This window comes from Pseudomonas sp. TE3895, assembly GCF_056278855.1.
This window is the reverse complement of sequence record NZ_JBWBQE010000001.1, coordinates 4,805,212-4,821,504: the sequence shown is the minus strand read 5'-3', so window position 1 is coordinate 4,821,504 and position 16,293 is coordinate 4,805,212. Positions and strand designations below refer to the sequence as shown.

Here is a 16,293-nt window from a genome sequence, read left to right as displayed (position 1 = left end):
TTCAGGGGGCGCGAAAGCGCAGGATGCGCGCGCCGTCGAAAGGGTCGGTGAGGTAGTGGGCGTGGACGCCGAAGGTGCTCAACAGGCGCTCGGGGGTAAGCACTTCGAAGGGGTTGCCGAGGGCGACCAGACGGCCCTTGTCGAGAACTGCGACACGGTCGCAGGTCAGCGCCTGGTTGAGGTCATGCAGCGCTACCAGGGTGGTGACCGGCAGCGCCTGCACTTGTTGCAGCAGGCTTAGCTGATGCTGAATGTCCAGGTGGTTGGTCGGTTCGTCCAGCAGCAGCACCTGCGGCCGTTGGGCCAGCGCACGGGCGATGTGCACACGCTGGCGCTCGCCACCGGACAGCGACCCCCACAGGCGCGTGCGCAGGTGCAGGGCGTCGAGGTCGGCCAGGGCTTGCTCGACGATGGCGCAGTCCTGCCGGGAGAACGGTGCCAGGGCCGAGAGCCACGGCGTGCGGCCCAAGGCAACCGCGTCGAATACGCTGATCGCATCGAGTGTGTCGGCCTGTTGCTCGACCAGTGCCAGCGCTTGGGCAACACGGCGGCGGGGCATCTGTGCCAGTGGCTCACCCAGGAGCTGCACGCTGCCCCAGGCGGGGTTGCGCAGCCCTGCCAGCAACTTCAACAGCGAGGATTTACCCGAGCCGTTGGGGCCGACGATGCCCAGGGTCTCACCGGCGACAACGCGAAGGTCGATATCGCTGAGCACGGTATTGCCGGCCAGTTGCAACCCCAGCCCATGGCAGGCCAGCGGGGGGATGCGAACAGCTGCCATGGCTGTCATGGGCGCCCCCGACGGCTGACCAGAATCAGCGCGAATACGGGGGCACCGATCAGCGCCGTAACCACGCCCACCGGGATCACCTGGCCGGTGATCAGCGTGCGCGAAAGAATGTCTGCCGCAATCAGGAACAGCGCACCGCCCAGTGCGCTGGCGGGCAACAGACGGCTGTGCCCGGGGCCGAGCAGAAGGCGCAGGGCATGGGGGATAACCAGCCCGACAAAACCGATGGCGCCGACAATGGACACCATCACCGCCGTCACCAGCGCTGCACAACTGATCAGCAGCAACTGGGTGCGCCGCACCGGGATGCCCAGCGAGGCGGCCGAATCGGCACCGAAGGTGAAGGCATCCAGCGCACGGCGATGCCACAGGCACACCAGCAAGCCGAAAACCGCCACCGGTACGGCCAGCCACACCGAAGGCCAGCGCACGCCGCTCAGGTTGCCCAGCAGCCAGAACAGGATGCCGCGCGCCTGCTCGGCGGTGGCTGACTTGGTGATCAGGAAGGCGGTCAGTGCATTGAACAGCTGCGAGCCGGCGATACCGGCAAGGATGACCTGTGCATTGTTGCTGCTGGGGCCGGCCGCGCGGGCCAGCACCAGCACCAGGGCGAATGCGGCCCCGGCGCCGATGAAGGCCCCAGCAGACATGCTTAATGCCAGGCTACCCAGCCCCAGCAGGCCGACCAGTACCGCGCCGGTCGAGGCGCCGGCAGACAGCCCCAGCAGGTAGGGCTCGGCCAGTGGGTTGCGCAACATCGCCTGCAGGATGACACCGCAGGTGGCCAGCCCGGCGCCGCAAGCGGCGGCGACCAGGGTGCGGGTCAGGCGGTAGTTCCAGATGATGCCGGCGTCGATCGGGTCCACCGGGTAATCGGCTTGCCACAGGTGGTTGGCCAGCACCTGGCCAACCACGCTGGGCGACAGGTTGGTTTCGCCAATGGCGGTACCGGCCAGCAGGGCGGCCAACAGAGCGGCCAGGGCAACCGCGATGCAGGGTAACAGGCGGTTCATCACGGGGCTGCTTTACCGCTGGCGAAGGCCGTGGACAGCGTCTGCACGCCGCGGAACAGGCGGATGCCGGCCTGCATGGCGTCAGCGTCGAGGACAATGATGCGGTCGTGCTTCACCGCGTCCATGTTGCGGGTTACCGGGTCACTGCGCAGGAATTCGAGTTTTTTCTGGTAGTCGTCGGCGGGGAAACGGCGGCGGTCCATGCGCGCGATGATCAGCCAGGTCGGATTGGCCTTGGCCAGGGTTTCCCAGCCTACGCTTGGCCATTCTTCGCTGGACTCGACCACGTTGCGCACACCGAGGGTGCGCAGCATGAAATCGGCAACACCTTGGCGGCCGGCCACATAGGGGTCGATGTCCAGGTCGGCGCTGGAGAACCAGAACAGCGCCGAAGTTGCCGACAGGTCCTTGCCGGCCAGTTGTGCCCTGGCACTGTCCAGACGCCCTTGCAACTCGGCGTTCAGGGCCGCGCCGCGGTCCTGAACGTCGAAGATCTCGGCCAGTTGGCTGACGCTCTTGTAGATGCTGTCTACCTGGAACGCTTGCAGGCGGGTGCCGTCTGCACCGACCAGGTTGTTTTTGCCCTCGCAGTCCGATGGCAGCACGTAGGTGGGGATCTTCAGCTCATCGAACTGCTCGCGGGTGGCGACCACGCCCTGGGCACCGACCATCCATTCGAACTGCGCCGCGACCAGTTGCGGGCGCTTGCCGACCACCGCCTCGAAGCTGGGGTCGTTGTCGGCCAGGCGCGGCACCTTGGCGTTCACCGCCTGGTATTCCGGCAATACGTTGTTGAACCACAGCGAGGTGCCCGCCAGCTTGTCACCCAGCCCCAGGGCATAGAGCAGCTCGGTACCGGCCTGGCCGATGGTGACGGCGCGCTGCGGCGCCTGGGCAAAAACCTGCGGCTTGCCGCAGTTGTCGACCGTCAGCGGATAGTGGGTGGCAGCGGCCTGGGCCAGGCCAGTGAGGCTTAGGCCCGCGAGCAGGGTGGCGAAACGGGGCAGCATGCTGGGCGATCTCCTATCGGACAGTTCTGGTGAGGAACGCACGGACAGGCATCGCCGAGCCCCAGCGGGTGGCCGGGGCAACACGGATGGCCAATCCCGGACACCCCGCCGGTTGGTGAATGTAGGCCGGCAGGTCTCCTGACTGGTGCGTCACGGCCCGGCTCCGGCCTTCCCGGGCGGTAGGCCCAGTGGCATCGATGGAGCAGGCTCGGCACCTACAGTTGCGGGGGCAGTTCCGATTGGCCTGTACTGGCAGGCCTGGGATTCCCTGTTAGTTCCGTGGTGGAAACCGGCGGCCCGCATGGTAGACCATCGCGCCGCCAGGTGAAAACGCTTTTCAGAAGTACTTCAGCCAACGGATGTCGCGGCGACGCTGCTTCAGGCGGGCGAACCCGCGCACCGGCAGGTACAGCGCAACCGCCAGCAGCACCGCGCCCAGCCACACCGCTGCAATACCGTCGAAACCGAAGTAGTCGCCATGGTTGAGCCCGAACAGCCCCACGCAGGCCAGGTACAGCAGCTTCAGCACATACAGGTGCAGCAGGTAGAAGAACATCGGTGCCGCACCGAACACCGCCAGGGCAGTGATCCAGCGCGCCTGGCCGGCCCGTTCGAACGCGCGCAACAACAACAGGCCGCAGCCCAGGGTCAGGGTCAGGAACAGCAGCGACGGTGGGTATTTGGTGATGTTGAAGAAGCTCATCAGGGTTTGCGTGAAGGTTGGGTAACCGCTCCACGGTCCCTCACCGTAACCGTTGAACATGCGCAGCAGGACAAAGCCAAGCAGTGCGAGCAAACCCGCCACTAGCAGGTGTTGCTGGCGTTGGCCGGCATCGCTGCCGCGGGCGAACCAGGGCCCCAGGCCGTAACCCAAGGCGATGACGCCGATCCACGGCAGCACCGGGTAAGACGTGCGCAGGTGCAGGTTTTCGGAAAACGCCAGCCAGCCGCGATCATGCAGGATTGCCCACGGCACATGCAGGGCTGAATCCACGCCAAAGTGCAGGCCGTCGAGCAGGTTGTGGCCGGCGACGATGCTGGCGCCCAGGGCGAGCAGTGCGGCGCGTGGCAGCCACACCAGCAGCGACAGGGCGATCATGCTGACGCCGATGGCCCAGATCACTTGCAGGTAGATCACGCTCGGGGGCAACTGGAAGGTCCAGGCGAAGTTGACCAGGGTGAACTCCAGCACCACCAGGAACAGCCCGCGTTTGAACAGGAACGCCGAGATGTCGCCACGGCCCTGATGCTTCTCGCCATACAGCCAGGCCGACAGGCCGGTCAGCAGGACGAACACAGGCGCACACAGGTGAGCGAGGGTGCGGCTGAAGAAAAGCGCCGGTTCCGTGGTGTCGATGGCCATGGGGTCGCTGACCTGGCGGTGCAGGAGGAAAGTCTCGCGGACGTGGTCCAGGAGCATGAACAGGATCACCAGGCCGCGCAGGGCATCGATGCTCTGCAGGCGCTGGGTGATCAGAGTGGGCGTGGCGATGGCGCTTGTCATGGATGGACGCTAATAGTAATGAATGTCATATAGAACGTTATCTTATAACCAGCAGGTGAAGGGTTGGTAGCGGTTTTTGTGCATCCGTGCTGTGAAGGGGTATTCAGGTCAGAAGCTGTAATCCACCGTCGCGAAGTACGACCGCGGCATCCCCATCAACCACTGCTGCCCGCTGAACGCCGACTGCACATACTCGCGATCGAACAGGTTGTTCAACTGCAACCCCAACTTCACATCCGGCAACACCTGCCAGGCGATGTTGGCATCGACCACGGTGTACCCGGGGGCGCTCTGGGTATTGGCGGTATCGGCATAACGCTCATCCACATAGCGCGCCCCAATGCCGGCCTCCACCTGCTGGCCGAAGCCTTTGCTCAACCAAAGGTTGGCGGTACGCCGTGGCACGTTGGCCGGCCGGTTGCCTGCCCGGTCCTGCGGCATGCCGCCGACCATTTCGTCGAAGTCGTCGTACTTGGCACGTACCAGCGATGCGTTGGCCGACACCTGCCACTGATGGGCCAGGGCCAGCTCCAGCGTCGCTTCCAGGCCATCGGAGGTCTGCTGCCCGGCTTGTTGCTTTTCGTGCGTGATCGGGTCGTCCACCAGCAGCTTTTTCTTGACGATGTGGTAGGCGGCAAGCGTCCATTCGCCGCGCCCCTCCCAAAAGCGCTGCTTGAGGCCGACCTCGGTCTGCTTCGCCTCGGTCAGGTCATAGTTCATCTGCGCGGGGCTGAGGCTGATGAGGTTGTTGACCCCATCCTCGCTGGTTGAGTACTGGCCGTACAACGACAGGTCGTCGTTGAGTGCATACACCAGCCCGACGCGCCAGTTGCCCCCTTGCAGGCTGCGATCGCTGCGGCTGTCGTCGGTCAGGTTGTTGCGGTCGATGTGGTTCTGGTCGCGACGCACACCGGTAACCAAAGACAGGCGGTCGCTCAATTGCAGGCGGTTTTCGGCAAACAGGGCAAAGGTATGGGTGGTCGAGAGCGTTTGCGGCCGCAACGGCGAGGCGCTATGAAACCCGCCGGGCTGTGGCTGCCACGGGTCGATATAGTCGCCGCCGACATCGTTGTAGGGTGAATTGCTGTCGACGTTGAATCGCACCTTGTTGTACTCGGCACCGAGCACGGTCTTGCTGGCCAGGCCTAACAGGCTGTGGTCGAAGGTGAAGGTCTGGCGGTCACCGAACTGTTCCTGGTTGTGCTTGATCTCCAGGTAGCTGCCGCGCAGCAGTTGCTGACGCCCGGTGTCCCAGCTGTAGTCCTCGGCGTTGCGCCAGTGGCGGCGGCTTTTGATGTAGTACAGCTGGTTGCTGGCGCTGAGCTGGTCGTTCAGCGCCCAGTCGGTCGTGAGCCGGGTCCATTCATCAACGTACTGCTGCACGTCGTTCTGCACGTTGTAGTTCTTCTTGCGCAGGCTGCTGCGGTAGTGGCCGTCGATCAGCGGGGTACCGTAGTAGTTGGCAGGTTGTGCATCGCCGCGGTCATGGGCCAGTGTGAAGCTGAGGTCATCACTGGCATCGAAACGCAGCGCGGCGCTCAGGGCCAGGCTACGTGAAGCGGTACGGTCGACCCAGCCATTGCCGTCCTGCTGGTTCAGCGTCAGGCGGTAGCTCAGGCGCTCGCTGAGACTGCCGCCGCTGTCCAGGCCGAGCTGCTGGCGGTCCCACGAGCCGTAACCCAGGCGCAGGTGGTTGCGCACCTCGCCGGCAAAAGGTTTTTTCGGGATCACGTTGATCACTGCGCCGGTGGCGCCTTCGCCATGCAGTACCGAGGCCGGGCCGCGAATCACCTCGATGCGTTCGACCATCCACGGGTCGACCGGGAAGGTCTGGGTGCCGGCACCGGTGTACAGGCGCGCGCCGTCGAACAGGGTCATCACCGAGCTGTGGCCGGCAAATCCGCGGGCAGACAGGCCTGTACCGCCGTCCCCCGGGGAGCCGACGAAGGTGATGCCCGGCGAGCGGGTCACAGCATCCTGCACCGTGATGTTGTTGCGCTGCTGAATCTGCCGTTCGCTGATGCTGCTGGTGCTGGCCGGTGTTTCCAGGGCGCTGAGGCCAAGGCGCGAGCCGGCCTGGGTCGGCGTGGCCAGGTCGATGGCGCGGCTGTCCTGGGTGTCGGTGATGGCCGTGGAAGGCAGGGCCAGAGGCTGCGGGGCGCGGTCATCAGCCAGCGCCGGCAGGGCAACGGCCAGGCAGGCCGCCAGGGGGTGAAGCTTGAACATACGGGACATGTCGTTCCACTGCTGCAGGAATGAATGGATCCCGGTGGAAAACACGCAAAGGCGAACCATGCAGGCAGGCGCGCGCACGGATTCCGGCCTGCGCCCGCCCACCGCGGGTTGCCAAGTGAAGCTCCAGGCCGGTCTCCGGGCTTGCGAGGGGCATGAAACCTTCACCTTCCCATGCTTGAGCACAGTGGTATCTCGAAGGGTTCGCTCGCTTACCGTTGCGGGGGCAGCACCGGACTTGTCGTGGGCAACACGACGCACCGGTTTCCCGTTTCACCCTGCGCGCGGCGGCGCAGGGCACCTGAAACTGGCGCGCATCTGACCACTGAAATGCTGGGGCGTCAAATGTTGGCGTGCTGTGAATGCTGAGAAAAAACAACAGGTTGTGCGTTTTTGCGGCGCCGAGACCAAATGTGGCATGAACATCAGGCCCCAGCTTGACGAGCTTGGTGTGAAGGCAGGCTTGCCTGAAATCGCTAGCGCCCGCGGCGGCGCGATACCCGTGCCTCGATGTTCTTGCGCCCGATCAGCAGCGGCGGCTTCTCCACCACCGGCTCATCCGCCAGCCACTTGTACATCACCAGGCAGTCCACCAGCCCCAGGCGGGCATGACGGTAGGCCTTGGGCAAACGGCCGACTGTTTCAAAGCCCAGCTTGTGCCATAGCGCCACGGCCACTTCGTTGGTGGCTACCACCGAGTTGAACTGCAATGCCAGAAAGCCTTCCTGGCGCGCCAGCTTTTGCGAGTGCTCGCACATCAAGCGCGCCACGCCCCGGCCGCGCGCCTGTTCGCAAACCATGTAGCCGCAATTGCCCACATGCGCACCAGGCCCGGCAGCATTGGGCTTGAGGTAATACGAACCCAGTAGCTCGCCATCTTCTTCGGCCAACAGCGTGTGCAAGGGCAGCTCCAGCCACAGCTGGCGCGCCTGTTCGAAGCTCAGGGCCGGGTCGAAAGCGTAGGTTTCACGGGCTTGGACAATGGCCTGGAAGGTGGGCCAGAAACGATCGAAATCGTCCGGCGTCATGGGGCGAATGTGGATCATGCGGGTTCCTGCGCGGGGTGAGCCGCCCAGTCTGGGTGGCGCGGCGCCGTCGCGCAAGGGCGACGACGCCGTTTGTGCTCAACCGTTGGCCTTGCCCACCGCGTCCATTGCGCGGGCCGAGTACACCAGCGCGGCACCGGCGTTCATGGCCACGGCCACGCCGAGGGCCTCGGCAATTTCCTCGCGGCTGGCCCCCGCTTTGACGGCCTGCTGCGAATGCACGGCGATACAGCCGTCGCAGCGGGTGGTCACAGCCACGGCCAAGGAGATCAGCTCGCGGGTCTTGGCATCCAGGTGGTTGGTTTTGGCGCCTGCACCGCTGGCGGTCATGTAGCCGGCTACGGTGTCGGGGGAGAGTTGCTTGAGATCGCCGATGCCGGCCATCAACTGCTTACGGTAGGCGTCCCAGTCCATCATGCTCATCGTCTTCACCTTGGGGGGTTGCGAGTGGAGCTTTCAGGCTAGTCGAAGCGTGGCACGTGCGAGGCGGTACTTTGGTGGGTAAACGCAGGTCACTCGTACAGTGGCCTGCGTTGAGCCTTCAGATGTAGATGAACACCAGCACCAACGCCGCGACCACTGCCCATTTTTCCAGGTAGTAGCGCAGGCGATTGCGCTTCTTCAGCGCCTTGCCACGCTCGCGGATCTTGTAGATGCGGGTGAACAGGCGGTTGATGCCACCGGTCTTGTCGCTGGCGTCGTTGGGCGCAGCGGCAGCGGCCATCACGTTGCGGCTGAACCAGCGGTTGAACGCGGTTGCCCAGCGGTACTTGAGCGGGCGTTCGACGTCGCAGAACAGGATGATGCGGTTGTGCTCGGTGGTGTTGGCTGCATAGTGGATGTAGGTTTCGTCGAAGATCACCCCCTCACCATCGCGCCAGGCGTATTTCTCGCCGTCCACGTCGATGTAGCAGCCGTCGTCATTCGGCGTGTCCAGGCCCAGGTGGTAACGGTACGAGCCGGCATACGGGTCACGGTGGCGCACCAGCTTGGCTCCCGGAGGCAGGGTAGCGAACATGGCGGCCTTGACCGTGCCGATACCTTGCAGCAGCTCGGTCGTGCGTGGGCAAAGGGCCATTGCCGACGGGTGGCTTTCGCCATACCACTTCAGGTAAAAACGTTTCCAGCCGGTCTTGAAGAACGAGTTGAAACCGACGTCATCGTAATTGTCGGATTTCTTGATTTCGCCTACGTGCAGCAACTGGCGGCCTTCCTCACGGATCTCCTGCCAGTGGTCCTGCAGCGGTTTCAGTTCCGGAAAGGCCTCGACCGGCAGGTAGGGCTTGGCCGGGTGTTTGGAGAACAGGTACAGGAAGCTGTTGATCGGGGCCAGGAAGCTGGAGTGGTCGCCCAGCTGGCGAGTCAGCTTGTGGCGAACCCGACCGCGCAGGTGAACATAGGCGATCGAGAAGACGAAGATAAGTACGAGTGCAATTTTCATGGACGTTTACTTGTCGAAAAATGGCCATGCGCCGAGGCATGAGCCCGCCAGCATAAACAATCATGGGGGCAGTTTGTACTTATTGTTACCAAACTGCGGGGCGACATTGGTGTAATACCCTACAGTCTTGCGCAAACGTTTCATGTCAGGGAGTTTGTATGGTTCAGGATATACGCCCCAGCGGTAGCCCGTTCAAGCGGCTGTTCTTCGCCTTGCCGGTCAGCGACGCGCAGCGCCGTGACCTGGCCCAGTGGCGGCGCGGGCTGAACCTGCGCAGCGGCAAACCGGTGCCGGCGGCCAACTTCCATGTCACGCTGCTGTTTCTCGGTGATGTGGACACTGCGCAGGTGCCTGCAATGTGCGCGGCGGTTGACCAACTGGCGCTGCCAACCTCGGCGCCGCGGCTGTTGCTCGACCGTTTGCAGGTGTGGCAACGGGCCGGCGCCTTGGTGCTGGAGGCGCAGCAGGTACCGCCCGCCCTGTTGCAACTGGTGTACGGTTTGCAGCAGGCGTTGCTGCCGTTGGGGCTGGAAGCGGCCACGCGTGAGTATCGACCGCATCTGACACTGTCCAGGGATTACCGCGGGCAGCCGCCCGAGGCCATTAGCGCGCCGGAGTTTTACCTCACCGCGCGACACTTCACGCTTTACGAGTCGCGCAAGGGGGCTTACTGGCCATTGGCGCAGTGGCCGCTGGCGGGCTGACCCGCCGGGCGAAAAACGCCTTGTCCCGGATGCGTACCTGCAGGGGCTTTTCAGATCGGGTGATTACACCGGCATGCTTTGGTAAGGCAATTCATCCCCTGGGCTGCGTTCGAACTGGCGCTTGTATTCGCGGCTGAACTGCGAGGTGCTCTGATAGCCCACCCGGTGCGCAGCCTGTGCCACGCCCAGGCCTTCGCCGATCAGCATCTGCTGCGCCTTGAGTAGCCGCAAGCGCTTGAGGTACTGCATCGGCGCCATGTCGGTGCAGCGCTTGAAGTGTTCATGGAAGGTCGAAACGCTCATGTTGGCCCGCGCGGCCAGTGCCTCCACGCTCAGCGGCTCGGCGTAGTGCTCGCGCAGGTGGGCGAGGGCGGCGCCGATGCGGGCGAAGTGCCCCTGTTGCTCCACCAGTGCCCGCAACACACCGGCCTGCGGGCCGCGCAGCGCGGTATACAGCACCTCGCGTACGCGCGCCGGGCCCAGTACCTTGGCGTCAAGCGGGTCCTGCAGGCAGTGCAGCAGCCGTTCCACACTTTCGCGCATGGGTGCATCCAGTGCCGCCGAGGTCATCGATTGCGGGGTTTGCGCCTGCACTTCAGCGTCCGGTGCCAAGCCCATGCTCTGCACCAACTCGCCCAGCACGCCACGATCGATGCCCACCGCCACGCCCAACAGCGGCGCCTCGCGGGTGGCAAAGGTTTCACACATGAACGGCACCGACAACGCCTGCACCAGGTAATGCCCGGCGCCGTACTCCAGGGTGCGCGGCCCCAGGCGCGCCAGTTTGCTGCCCTGGGCCAGGATCATGAGGCTGGGTTCGTAAATCTGTGGGCTGCTGGCCACATAGTGGTCCCAGCTCAGCACCTGCACTTGGGGCAGGTGCGTGGGCACAAAGCCTGGGCGCGTGGCAAGGCTGCGGATCAGTGAGCAGAGCGGCGCATTGGCATCGACGTGACGGGTCAGTTGCATGGTGGACCAAGGGCAGAGAATCAGACAGCTTGATCATCGCAGATTGAGGGCGTGGCGCCAGCTATAGCTTGGCATCTTCGTAGAATCAGGCATGCATGCCGGAGAATCAGCCGTGGGCGAGGCGGCGAACGACGCGCAAAATGCGTCGCCTGAATCGTTTCACTTCACTGCGAGGCCCTGCATGTATACCGCCATCGGTTATGCCGCTCAAACCCCCACCAGCCCCCTGGCCCCCATGACGTTCCAACGCCGCAGCCCGCGCCCGGATGACGTCGCCATCGACATCCTGTACTGCGGCGTGTGCCACTCCGACATCCACCAGGCGCGCAACGAATGGGGCATTGCCGTGTACCCGCTGATGCCGGGCCACGAGATCATCGGCCGGGTCACGGCGGTGGGCGACAAAGTCACCACGCACAAGGTCGGTGACCTGGTGGGCGTCGGCTGCATGGTCGACTCGTGCCGTACCTGTGAAGCCTGCGCCAAGGACCTGGAACAGTATTGCCTCGAAGGCCCGACCATGACCTACGCCACCCCGGACCGGGTCGATGGCAGCAACACCATGGGGGGGTATTCCAGCAGCATCGTGGTCAGCGAGCACTTCGTGGTGCGCATACCGGCCGGCATGGACCTGCCCAGCGCTGCACCTATCCTGTGTGCCGGCATCACCACCTATTCGCCGCTCAAGCACCACGGCGTTGGCCCGGGCCACAAGATCGGCATCCTCGGCATGGGCGGCCTGGGCCACATGGGCATCAAACTGGCCAAGGCCCTGGGTGCGGAAGTGACCCTGTTCACGCGCTCTCAGGCCAAGGCCGAGGAAGCGCGCCGCCAAGGGGCCGACCATGTGATCGTCTCCACCGATGCCGAGCAGATGCGCGCCGCTGCCGGCCGTTTCGATTTCCTGCTCGACACCATTCCGGTGCAGCACGACCTCAACCCGTACCTGGAAACGCTGAAGTTCGACGGTGTGCACATCCTGGTTGGCCTGATCGAACCGATCGACCCGGCATTGCATGCGGCCAACCTGGTGATGAAGCGCCGGGTGCTGGCGGGGTCGTTGATCGGGGGGATTGCCGAGACTCAGGAAGTACTGAACTTCTGCGCCGAGCACGACATCCGTTGCGATATCGAGATGCTGGATATCCGCAACATCAACCAGGCCTATGAGCGGATGATTGCCGGTGATGTGAAGTACCGGTTCGTGATCGACATGGCCACGCTACAGGGCTGATGGGTCGGTTGCCTGTACGGGCCTCTTCGCGGGCAAGCCCGCTCCTACACAGGAGCGGGCTTGCCCGAGGTCGGGCCGGTACAGGCAGCAACGATGCAGCCGTTTTACCAGGCCATTGGCTTGTCCCAGCCCTTCCAGAACAACCATCGCCGCACCTCGCCGTGCGCCCCGGTACCGATCTGCCACTCGGGCCGCCCGCTATCCAGCGCAATCACCGAAATAACCCCCGCATGGCTCGCCGCCACCAGCGTTTGTCCGTCGGCGCTGATATCCATCGCACTGATGGTCGATCCCAGGTAATGCTGCCAATGCTCCTTACCCTCTTCGCCAAACGCCCGCAGGTAGCCATAGGCATCACCCACAATGTACTCGCCATCGCGCGCAACCCCCGCATACACCCTTGCGCCATCCTGCACCAGCGGGGTACGCGGGTCCTGGCTGTAGTAATCGGTATCCAGCCCGTGCAGGTCTGCCACCCTCACGGCCAGCGTGGCACCGCTGTAGAAATGGCAGGCATTGACGATCAACTGGTCACCCGCGCGGTTGAACAAGGCAAAGTGCGGGTATTCGCTGCCCGGGCCGATGTGCGCCAGCGGCTTGAGTCGTTCGTCCAGAACAAGGTGTCGGCTGCCTTGCTCACCCACGACGATCAGCCGGCCATCCGCCGACACCGCACCATGCTCCATGCTCAGCCCCAGGCTGATGTCGTCCGGGTCGGTGCCCTCGGCCAGCTCATCGAGCACCCGTGTCTGCTGTGGCAGCAGGCGAGTCGCACCTTGAGTGGCCAGCACGAAGATACCTTCGGCACTCACCAGCAGCACTCGCTGGCCATCGGGGAAGGGGATCAGCGCGGTCGGTGTGGGCGGCAGGTCGAACGGCTCGAACGGGTAGCCTGGCGGCAACCCCTCCAGCCCCGTAGGCCAGGCCAGGCGCTGCACTTGCGGGCCGCCCCAGCCATCGGTCACACGCACGCCCTCGGCATTGGCCAGGGCGAAATAGCGCCGCGCCGGGCAACGGCCAAAGTGTTCGATGCCGATGACCGGGGTTACCCCATGGTGGTCGATACGCACCACCTGGCCCTTGTCGTAAGGCATGCCGATGCGGGCCAGCAGGCTGCCATCTTCCAGCAGCAGGACATGGCTGATGCCTTGGCCGTGGTCTTCGAGCATAGGTATCAAGGGGTGGTGTGCGGGTGGCCATGCCTCGCGAAATGCCTGACGCTGCGGTTCGTCCATGCCAGGGCGGTTGGCTGCCTGCAGGGCTGCCAGCCAGGCGTCGAGCAGGTGTTCGGTGGCGGGTGCCTGCGGCTCTTCGAGGTTGTCCCAGCCGTGCGCACGGCCCTGCGCGACGTAGTCGTTGACGGCCTGGGCATAGGCGATGACTGCCTGCTGCCACTGCTGCTGGGGGTGCTGCTTGTCCATGAGCGGATCGGGCTCCTTGTTGCACGCGCGTTTCACACAAAGCGCGCATGGTACTCCTTCTGCCTGCCCTGCGGTTGTGAGGCCCCAGCTTGACGCGTACCATGCCGGGCATTCCTATCCATAACAAAACGTACGTTGGCACCCCTGCAAGCGGGTGGCTGGCGTGCGACCTGTTGCTTTGTCTGCGGAGAAGCGGTTTCCACCCATGAACGGACCCATACCCACACACCTGCCACCCACAACGGGCAGCGGCAGCTGGCTGAGCGTCATCGCCCTGGCCTTGGCGGCCTTCATTTTCAACACCACCGAGTTCGTCCCGGTGGCGCTGCTCAGTGACATTGGCCGCAGCTTCGACATGAGCACTGCCCAGGTCGGCCTGATGCTGACCATCTATGCCTGGATCGTGGCGCTGGCCTCGTTGCCCATGATGTTGCTGACCCGCAACATCGAACGGCGGCGTCTGCTGCTGTTCGTGTTCCTGGTGTTCATTGTCAGCCACGTGCTGTCGTGGCTTTCGCAGAGCTTCGCCATGCTGCTGGTCAGCCGTATCGGCATTGCCCTGGCGCATGCGGTGTTCTGGTCCATCACCGCCTCGCTGGCGGTGCGTGTGGCGCCGCCGGGCCAGCAGGCCAAGGCGCTGGGCCTGCTGGCCACCGGCACTACCCTGGCCATGGTCCTGGGCATCCCGCTGGGCCGTGTGGTGGGCGAGGCACTGGGCTGGCGCATCACGTTCCTGAGCATTGGCGGGGTAGCGCTAGCCACCATGCTGTGCCTGATGAAATCGCTGCCGCTGCTGCCCAGCCAGAACTCCGGTTCGTTGCGCAGCCTGCCGGTCCTGTTCAAGCGCCCGGCACTGGTCATTACCTACTTGTTGGTGACGCTGGTCATTACCGCGCAGTTCACGGCCTACAGCTATATCGAGCCGTTCGCCCTGCACGTAGCGCAGATCGGCGGCGACCGCACCACACTGTTGCTGCTGTTGTTCGGCGGTGCCGGGGTTTTTGGTTCGTTGTTGTTCAGCCGTTACAGCGACCGCTTCCCGCATGGCTTCCTGGTGGGTTCGATCGGGGTACTCGCCGCGTGCCTGTTGCTGATGTTGCCGCTGTCGGGCAACTTCTATGTGTTCGCAGTGCTGAGCATGTTCTGGGGCGTGGCAATTCTCAGCTTCAGCCTGGCGCTGCAGTCCAAGACCCTGAAGCTGGCGTCCGACGCCACCGATGTGGCCATGGCGCTGTTCTCGGGTATCTACAACATCGGTATTGGCGGTGGTGCGCTGCTGGGCAGTATCGTCAGCAGCCAGATGAATGTGGCGGATATCGGCCTGGTGGGCGGCAGCGTGGCAGTGGTCGGGCTGGTACTGGCCGTTGCCAGTACCCGGCGTTTTCGCGAGGCGTTGGCACGCTGAGCCGGGGCCGCTCAGGCCCCTTGCCGGTCAAGTAGAGACTCAGGCCAATACGGCAGCCCATGCCGATATCAACAGAACCCCCGCCAATACCTGGTTGAACACCCGCAACCGCCCCGGTGCCTGCAGCCACCGGGCGCTCCCCACCCCCAACACCGCCCAGGCGGCCATGCTCGGCAGAGCGATCAGCCAAAACACCAGCGCCAGCTGCCACACTGGCAACGACGGAGCGGCAAATACCCCGACCACCGCCACGGCCATCAACCAGACCTTGGGGTTCACCACCTGCAACGAGGCCGCACTGAGCGCACTGAAGCCTTGTGCCGTTGCCGCGTGGAGCGGGGCGGCGGCACTGCGCAGCATCTTCCACGCCAGGCTGCTCAGCCACAGCACCCCGGCCCAGCTCATCAGCTGTTGCGCCAGGGGGTAGCGCAGCAGCAGTTCGCCCAGCCCCAGCCCGACGAGCAGCACAATGGCTGCAGCCGCGCCACACGCCGCCACGATCGGCGCCAGGCTTGCGCGCAGGCCCCGGCGGGCGCCATGGGCCAGGATCAACAGGTTGGTCGGCCCCGGGCTGATACTGGACACCAGGGCAAACAGAATGAAGGGCAACAACGACTCAGACATGGTTCATGGGCTCCGTAACATCGAAGCACCATGCTCGCTGCCCGCCGGCACTCAGTCTGGAAGGTTTGAGCAGCGCCTGCGGTAGTCGGCCGGGGTCAACTGGTAGGCGCGGCGGAACCAGCGCCCCAGGTGGCTCTGGTCGGCAAAGCCCAACGCCACGGCCACTTCGGCCGGTGTCTGGCCTTGGGCAAGCAGGCGCCGCGCGCGGGCCAGGCGCAGCTGGATCAGGTAGGCATGGGGTGCAATGCCGAACGCCGCCTTGAACGCACGCGTCAGGCGAAAGCGGTCAATGCCGCAGGCCTGGGCCAGGTCCTCCAGGCCGATGTCGCGCTCCAGATTGGCATGCAGGAAGTCCCGGGCGCGCTGTGCGGTCAGCGGCAGGCGCGGGTCGGGGTTGATGCGGCGGCGCCAGTGCAGGTGGCGGGTCAGGCAGGCCAGCAGATCGTCCATGGCCGTTTGCCTGACGATGCGCAAGTCCTGGTCATGCACGGCCCGGAAGGCCAGGGCGGTGGCCCGCGCCAGGCGTTCGTCGTGGCACAGGGTGTCGGCAAAGCTGGGCAGGCTGTCGCCCGGCGCGTGCTCGTACAGCGCGCGCAATTGTTGGTCGAGCCAGGCGGGCTCCAGGTACAGCGTCGAATAGGTGAAGCCTTCTTCGGTGGGCGCCAGGCCATCGTGGATGTCGCCAGGCTCAAGTAAAAATACCTGCCCCGGCGTGCTGCGGTGACGCACCCGGCGGCAGTTGAACTGCTGCACGCCCTGCTCGGTCACGCCGACCAGGAAGCTGTCGTGCCAGTGGGGATCATAGGCATGGCCGACAAAATGCGCGCGGACCGACTCGATGCCGGTGTCGGCGTCTTGTTTGAAGTCGATCCAGTTGCTCATGGACGTGTACCGTGGGGT

The 16,293-nt window shown here is 64.5% G+C and carries 15 protein-coding genes and 2 riboswitches; of the genes, 3 read left to right on the top strand and 12 right to left on the bottom strand.

Annotated elements, in window-relative coordinates; translation table 11 throughout:
- Nucleotide 1 precedes the first annotated feature (1 nt).
- From ACZ889_RS21865 to lpxO, 8 genes are all read right to left on the bottom strand, one after another.
- Nucleotides 2–790, bottom strand: a complete 789-nt coding sequence (locus ACZ889_RS21865) for an ABC transporter ATP-binding protein (RefSeq protein ID WP_332729356.1) — start codon at nt 788–790, stop codon at nt 2–4.
- The gene (locus ACZ889_RS21860; protein ID WP_047604004.1) at nt 787–1,803 is read right to left on the bottom strand and encodes a FecCD family ABC transporter permease; all 1,017 of its coding nucleotides are present in this window, start codon (nt 1,801–1,803) and stop codon (nt 787–789) included. Before ACZ889_RS21860 ends, ACZ889_RS21865 begins: the two co-directional genes overlap by 4 nt.
- Complete coding sequence (locus ACZ889_RS21855; RefSeq protein WP_476257805.1) at nt 1,803–2,813, bottom strand: ABC transporter substrate-binding protein; 1,011 nt, start codon at nt 2,811–2,813, stop codon at nt 1,803–1,805. Before ACZ889_RS21855 ends, ACZ889_RS21860 begins: the two co-directional genes overlap by 1 nt.
- Before the next feature lie 111 nt (nt 2,814–2,924).
- A riboswitch (cobalamin riboswitch) is annotated at nt 2,925–3,122 on the bottom strand.
- Between the two features lie 28 nt (nt 3,123–3,150).
- Nucleotides 3,151–4,317 carry an acetyltransferase domain-containing protein gene (locus ACZ889_RS21850; RefSeq protein WP_476257804.1) on the bottom strand — a complete coding sequence of 389 codons (1,167 nt, stop codon included), beginning with the start codon at nt 4,315–4,317 and terminating at the stop codon, nt 3,151–3,153.
- A gap of 108 nt (nt 4,318–4,425) precedes the next feature.
- Nucleotides 4,426–6,552 (bottom strand): TonB-dependent receptor, encoded by a 2,127-nt coding sequence (locus ACZ889_RS21845; RefSeq protein ID WP_476257803.1) that lies wholly within the window; start codon nt 6,550–6,552, stop codon nt 4,426–4,428.
- A gap of 109 nt (nt 6,553–6,661) precedes the next feature.
- Nucleotides 6,662–6,869, bottom strand: a riboswitch (cobalamin riboswitch).
- A gap of 156 nt (nt 6,870–7,025) precedes the next feature.
- Nucleotides 7,026–7,595 (bottom strand): GNAT family N-acetyltransferase, encoded by a 570-nt coding sequence (locus ACZ889_RS21840; protein WP_020193193.1) that lies wholly within the window; start codon nt 7,593–7,595, stop codon nt 7,026–7,028.
- Between the two features lie 78 nt (nt 7,596–7,673).
- The gene (locus ACZ889_RS21835) at nt 7,674–8,018 is read right to left on the bottom strand and encodes a carboxymuconolactone decarboxylase family protein (protein ID WP_014591592.1); all 345 of its coding nucleotides are present in this window, start codon (nt 8,016–8,018) and stop codon (nt 7,674–7,676) included.
- 118 nt (nt 8,019–8,136) lie between these two features.
- Nucleotides 8,137–9,036, bottom strand: coding sequence for a lipid A hydroxylase LpxO (gene lpxO, locus ACZ889_RS21830; protein WP_003250504.1), 900 nt, complete (start codon nt 9,034–9,036; stop codon nt 8,137–8,139).
- Between the two features lie 158 nt (nt 9,037–9,194).
- On the opposite strand from lpxO, the gene thpR reads away from it, so the two are divergent.
- Nucleotides 9,195–9,740: an RNA 2',3'-cyclic phosphodiesterase gene (gene thpR, locus ACZ889_RS21825; RefSeq protein WP_180689626.1), complete on the top strand. Its 546-nt coding sequence runs from the start codon at nt 9,195–9,197 to the stop codon at nt 9,738–9,740.
- 63 nt (nt 9,741–9,803) lie between these two features.
- Here the strand turns inward: thpR and ACZ889_RS21820 are convergent, their stop codons facing one another.
- The gene (locus ACZ889_RS21820; RefSeq protein WP_180689627.1) at nt 9,804–10,709 is read right to left on the bottom strand and encodes an AraC family transcriptional regulator; all 906 of its coding nucleotides are present in this window, start codon (nt 10,707–10,709) and stop codon (nt 9,804–9,806) included.
- Between the two features lie 181 nt (nt 10,710–10,890).
- Between ACZ889_RS21820 and calA the strand changes: the two genes are divergently transcribed.
- Entirely contained in the window at nt 10,891–11,943 is a 1,053-nt protein-coding gene (gene calA, locus ACZ889_RS21815) for a vanillin reductase (protein WP_319901776.1), read from the top strand.
- Between the two features lie 104 nt (nt 11,944–12,047).
- Here calA and ACZ889_RS21810 read toward each other — a convergent pair whose 3' ends face one another.
- Complete coding sequence (locus ACZ889_RS21810; protein WP_265978360.1) at nt 12,048–13,364, bottom strand: WD40 repeat domain-containing protein; 1,317 nt, start codon at nt 13,362–13,364, stop codon at nt 12,048–12,050.
- A gap of 205 nt (nt 13,365–13,569) precedes the next feature.
- Between ACZ889_RS21810 and ACZ889_RS21805 the strand changes: the two genes are divergently transcribed.
- Nucleotides 13,570–14,769: a sugar transporter gene (locus ACZ889_RS21805; protein ID WP_003250514.1), complete on the top strand. Its 1,200-nt coding sequence runs from the start codon at nt 13,570–13,572 to the stop codon at nt 14,767–14,769.
- A 39-nt stretch (nt 14,770–14,808) separates the two neighbouring features.
- On the opposite strand, the gene ACZ889_RS21800 is transcribed toward ACZ889_RS21805, so the two are convergent.
- Nucleotides 14,809–15,393, bottom strand: a complete 585-nt coding sequence (locus tag ACZ889_RS21800; protein WP_180689630.1) for a LysE family translocator — start codon at nt 15,391–15,393, stop codon at nt 14,809–14,811.
- Nucleotides 15,394–15,444: 51 nt separating this feature from the next.
- A complete protein-coding gene (locus ACZ889_RS21795) occupies nt 15,445–16,275 on the bottom strand; it encodes an AraC family transcriptional regulator (RefSeq protein WP_003250518.1) in 831 nt (276 codons plus the stop codon).
- Nucleotides 16,276–16,293 lie beyond the last annotated feature (18 nt).

Coding starts and splice junctions, on each gene's coding strand:
- ACZ889_RS21860 (WP_047604004.1), bottom strand. CDS start 1,803: ATGAACCGCCTGTTACCCTGCATCGCGGTTGCCCTGGCCGCTCTGTTG.
- calA (WP_319901776.1), top strand. CDS start 10,891: ATGTATACCGCCATCGGTTATGCCGCTCAAACCCCCACCAGCCCCCTG.
- ACZ889_RS21850 (WP_476257804.1), bottom strand. CDS start 4,317: ATGACAAGCGCCATCGCCACGCCCACTCTGATCACCCAGCGCCTGCAG.
- ACZ889_RS21805 (WP_003250514.1), top strand. CDS start 13,570: ATGAACGGACCCATACCCACACACCTGCCACCCACAACGGGCAGCGGC.
- ACZ889_RS21800 (WP_180689630.1), bottom strand. CDS start 15,393: ATGTCTGAGTCGTTGTTGCCCTTCATTCTGTTTGCCCTGGTGTCCAGT.
- ACZ889_RS21795 (WP_003250518.1), bottom strand. CDS start 16,275: ATGAGCAACTGGATCGACTTCAAACAAGACGCCGACACCGGCATCGAG.
- ACZ889_RS21820 (WP_180689627.1), bottom strand. CDS start 10,709: ATGCAACTGACCCGTCACGTCGATGCCAATGCGCCGCTCTGCTCACTG.
- ACZ889_RS21840 (WP_020193193.1), bottom strand. CDS start 7,595: ATGATCCACATTCGCCCCATGACGCCGGACGATTTCGATCGTTTCTGG.
- ACZ889_RS21855 (WP_476257805.1), bottom strand. CDS start 2,813: ATGCTGCCCCGTTTCGCCACCCTGCTCGCGGGCCTAAGCCTCACTGGC.
- ACZ889_RS21845 (WP_476257803.1), bottom strand. CDS start 6,552: ATGTCCCGTATGTTCAAGCTTCACCCCCTGGCGGCCTGCCTGGCCGTT.
- ACZ889_RS21810 (WP_265978360.1), bottom strand. CDS start 13,364: ATGGACAAGCAGCACCCCCAGCAGCAGTGGCAGCAGGCAGTCATCGCC.
- ACZ889_RS21865 (WP_332729356.1), bottom strand. CDS start 790: ATGACAGCCATGGCAGCTGTTCGCATCCCCCCGCTGGCCTGCCATGGG.
- thpR (WP_180689626.1), top strand. CDS start 9,195: ATGGTTCAGGATATACGCCCCAGCGGTAGCCCGTTCAAGCGGCTGTTC.
- ACZ889_RS21835 (WP_014591592.1), bottom strand. CDS start 8,018: ATGAGCATGATGGACTGGGACGCCTACCGTAAGCAGTTGATGGCCGGC.
- lpxO (WP_003250504.1), bottom strand. CDS start 9,036: ATGAAAATTGCACTCGTACTTATCTTCGTCTTCTCGATCGCCTATGTT.